Origin of the sequence: Sodalis sp. dw_96, assembly GCF_018449575.1 — a bacterium.
Classification (GTDB): Bacteria; Pseudomonadota; Gammaproteobacteria; order Enterobacterales; family Enterobacteriaceae; genus Acerihabitans.
On sequence record NZ_JAAVUT010000044.1, the window covers coordinates 1 to 3,782 of the forward strand.

At 47.0% G+C, this 3,782-nt stretch carries 5 protein-coding genes; 3 read left to right on the forward strand and 2 right to left on the reverse strand.

Annotation, left to right across the window (positions count from 1 at the left end; all coding sequences use genetic code 11):
• The 3 genes from HB631_RS26645 to HB631_RS26655 all read left to right on the forward strand — a co-directional run.
• Positions 1 to 1,201 (forward strand): VENN motif pre-toxin domain-containing protein (locus HB631_RS26645; RefSeq protein ID WP_255557338.1); only part of this gene is annotated, 1,201 nt, incomplete at its 5' end.
• Positions 1,188 to 1,424, forward strand: a complete 237-nt coding sequence (locus tag HB631_RS26650) for a hypothetical protein (RefSeq protein ID WP_213994190.1) — start codon at positions 1,188 to 1,190, stop codon at positions 1,422 to 1,424. The genes HB631_RS26645 and HB631_RS26650, both read left to right, overlap by 14 nt.
• 54 nt (positions 1,425 to 1,478) lie before the next feature.
• Positions 1,479 to 2,378, forward strand: coding sequence for a hypothetical protein (locus tag HB631_RS26655; RefSeq protein ID WP_213994191.1), 900 nt, complete (start codon positions 1,479 to 1,481; stop codon positions 2,376 to 2,378).
• Positions 2,379 to 2,689: 311 nt separating this feature from the next.
• On the opposite strand, the gene HB631_RS26660 is transcribed toward HB631_RS26655, so the two are convergent.
• Together HB631_RS26660 and HB631_RS26665 are read right to left on the reverse strand one after the other, a co-directional pair.
• Positions 2,690 to 2,929 carry a SymE family type I addiction module toxin gene (locus HB631_RS26660; RefSeq protein WP_213994192.1) on the reverse strand — a complete coding sequence of 80 codons (240 nt, stop codon included), beginning with the start codon at positions 2,927 to 2,929 and terminating at the stop codon, positions 2,690 to 2,692.
• Between the two features lie 185 nt (positions 2,930 to 3,114).
• Positions 3,115 to 3,444, reverse strand: coding sequence for a helix-turn-helix transcriptional regulator (locus HB631_RS26665; RefSeq protein WP_345945734.1), 330 nt, complete (start codon positions 3,442 to 3,444; stop codon positions 3,115 to 3,117).
• Between the last annotated feature and the right edge of the window lie 338 nt (positions 3,445 to 3,782).

A 3,782-nucleotide genomic window follows, 5' to 3' on the forward strand; every position in this document is an offset into this window, starting at 1 on the left:
ACTGGCGGGCGGCAATCCGGGGCAGGCGTTAGCCGGGCTGGCGGCGCCCTATGTGGCCACAGAGATAAAAGAGCGTTTTAAAACCGACACGGCCCGCATCACCGCCCATGCGGTGGCGGGAGCCATGCTCTCGCACCTGCAAGGGCACAGCGCCCTGGCGGGCGGCGCGGGGGCGCTAAGCGCCGAAGTGGCGGCCAAGGGTATCAGCCAGTATCTGTATCCGGGCATCGAACTGGGACAGTTGACGGAAACGCAGAAAGAGACGGTCAGCGCCTGGAGCACCCTGGTAGGCGGCCTGGCGGGCGGATTGACAGGGACGGGTGGGGGAGATGTGGTGGCCGGAGCGCAGGCAGGGAAGAATGCGGTGAATAATAATTTCTTAAGCACGCCCTCCGCAACAAAACGGGACGAGTTGGCGGATAAAATCATACAGGGCGACATGACGCTGCAAACCGCCAAAGAGTATTTGCAGTTGGAGAATGCCGATAAGCGCAGTGATGCGCTGGTTGCCCAGTTCAAAAAAGATCCGACAGCAATGACATCGGATGAACGCAATGAACTTAACAGCTATCTAAGAATTTACGCAGCCGAAATGCAGACCCTACACGGTGATACGGTGACAAGAGAGCTGATCACCGGCATGCTGACGGGGCAAGATTACCTGAAGTCAGCTCCCAAGAATGAAGCGCAGCAGAAAGCCCAAACCATTATGAATACCTGGGGCTACCATACATCTAATGCGAGCATGGGGGATCCTATACTTGCGTATGGTCTGGGTCCGCTGGGGAATTCAATCAAAACGGGGATGGCAACCAATGCTGCGATTGGCGTTGGTGTTAATACAGCTGTCCAGCTTAATGGAAAGGACCCCTTTAGTTATGTTGATGCGGTGATGGCAGGTGTCACCGCAGCGTCGTCGACAGGTAAAAGCTTAAAGCAATCCGCTGTGATTAATATGGCCGGCGCTGCTTTAGGTAGTGCGGCTAAAGGTGAGGAGCCGACTAATGCTGTGTTGGGTGCTGGATTAGGATCTTTTGTGGGAAGTAAAGTTACAAAAGGGGTAACTGATAAAGCGGCAGGTATGGTCAAAGAAAGCACAGCTGATTTGATGGGGGCGGTTGTAGGTTCTTACCTTAGTGAGAAAGTTAGCAGCGGTGTAAAGACCACTCTGGACTTGGAAAGCGAGAATGAAACTAAATGATTTTAAGCAATTAATCATTCTCATTTTTTGCTGTGTGTTTGTTTTTTTTTGTGCTGAGATTGTTGGTAGTTTGGCAGTTTCTATTTTGGTCTTTTTGAAAATAGGTCGTTTTTTTTTCGATTTTGCCGGAACTATTACATCCTTTTTAACAAAAGGATGTATAGCAGGTCTGATCTGTGGTATTGGAATTTGGACAAAATCCAAGCTAAAAGTAAAAAAATAAAATAAATCATATAATTATATGTGTAATTTTGTGATGGTAATTTAGCGTGACTACATGAACGGGGATGAAGGCCGGGCCTTTGAAACATGTGGCAGACTTGCCAGGCTGGCTTCCGGTGGCAACTGCAGCCCTGTTGTGGATAAATACGCGCATTTAAATGCCCGACGCAACGAAGAACTTCAGCAGGTGTGCGAAGACAGTTCCCTCACCTGTGCGAGCTATCAAAAACAGCTGGCCGACACGGGAATTGATGCCGCCTCCAGGCCGAAATGGATGCCGGACTGGTTTGGTGCGTCGATTAGGGATGATGATATCCGTGGTGTGATACAGACGGAAAATACTAAAGCCCTAGAGTCTATCCATAAAAATACGGATAGCTGGAACCGCCCGGGGTCATTTGTTGCCGAGCCGGAAAATGTCCTGGGTCTGGCAGGAACGGCAAAATCGGCCCTTACCAAATCAGCCACCATCACCGCAAAAGCCACCGGTGCCGCTATGAGTCTGGGTGCTAATGGCGGCATACAACTGTTAGAGGGAAAAACAGGCGATATATTTGATTACACGAGTTTCTTCGCGTCTGGTGTGAGTGGGACCGCCGGGGTAGGAAAACCACTCAACTCCAATGTCATATTGAATGTGGGCGGAGCTTATTTTAGTAGTCATGTAAACGGGGAAGTTTCTAAGCCGGCCCTGATGGGAGCGGCGGCGGGGACAGCTCTAGGCTATGGTTTGGGGACGGCTATCACGCGCCCCTGGGAAGCTAAACTTGTCAAAGAGCACTTTGGCATGTCGGCCAGCAAAAACGCCTTGAAATATAGCGAAACGACGTTCGGGCCGGGTTATTTATTTAAAGAATCGAGTATAAGCCCCCGCTCCTGGAGTTTACGGGCAGGTAATGGGCACTGGGCTACAAGAATTTTCAGGGAACTCCATACAAAAGGAGATGAACAGTGATAAAGCTCATGAAAAATAAATTTATTTCATTATTATTGCTTGTTATCAATTCCTCCCTGAGCTTTGCCGTCGTTTTCCCTTTCGGTATGTGGCTAGTTACGAATGAGCTAAAACTGCCGAATGTGATTGAAGCCGCAAAATTAGGTAGTTATCTCGGAGCCTATTGCGGATTCGGAATTTGGTTTTTATACAGGGGTTATTTGGAAATATTAACTAGATCAGGCAATTGCCCCCGGCTTTATACCGGGGGTTTTTCTCCTGGGCCTATTTAGCACGACTCTCCCGCCAGCTTCTTCTTGAGCGCCAGCCCGTCACTTCGCTTCAGTCAATATCACCAGCCTTCCCGGCTCCACCATCACCCGCACGGCTTGATCGGTGGGAAACCCCGCCTCATCAAGCCACTTGCCCTTGAGATGAAGACTGGGGCTACGGCTGTAGTAAGTTGTCATCCGGGTTGCCCGCGTCTCATGCCGGACACTGATATACCCCACCTTTAGCCGTCGCTGTGCTTTGGAAATAACGGATTCTGATTTACAATCATTCGTAGCCATAATCAACTCCTACTTAGTTGGTAGTGGTGAGCGGATTGAAGGTGTTGCTGCACTTTCAGTCCGCGTTAATATTTTATCAGTTCCTGATCTTCATTCTGCGCTTATGCCAAGATTGCACTGAGTAACCCTGTGACCACCTTTTGCTGCGCCTTAGGTAAGCGGTCGATGGCCTCAATATGTTGCTGTCACTTTGGTAAGGGACTACTTTTACACGCTAACTTTGCCGGTTCTTCACTAAATAATTCATCCAATGTAACCGAAAGTAATTCTGCGACTTTCGGTAGTACTTGTATTTGTATCCTCCGTCGCCCGGCCTCCCACGCTTGAATGGTTTGTTGAGAGACATTCAGCACATTGGCCATTTGTAATTGCGTCATGCTCTGAGCTTTACGTAAACGGGTTATCCGTTCCCCTAACATTACCAAAAATAATTGATCTTCATTACTTATGGAAACCACCATAATTGCGTTTGCCCGTATTTTCAAGATGAAATGGCATGGCTCGTTGTTATACATTCTATTGCTGTAAATACTACTTAATGTAATACATGAATGTCAATATCTTAAAAAAAAATTTGAAATTTTCGGGAATTTTATTTTTATTAATTGGAGGTGGTATGACTATAATTTTAAAAACAATATACCAATCATTCTTTTAATAATCCCCTGCATTTCTATTTTTGCTTGTACATTCATTCATTAATGTATATATAAGAGTTTATAATAATTTATATTTATTATTAAGTAACATTCACTCCTGTTTATAACATTTACTATGGGTTTTAACCGAAGCCCTTAAGGCACGCTCTTTATTATTTGACTGAATGATAGATGGCGGACGTATCGCCTTAGCC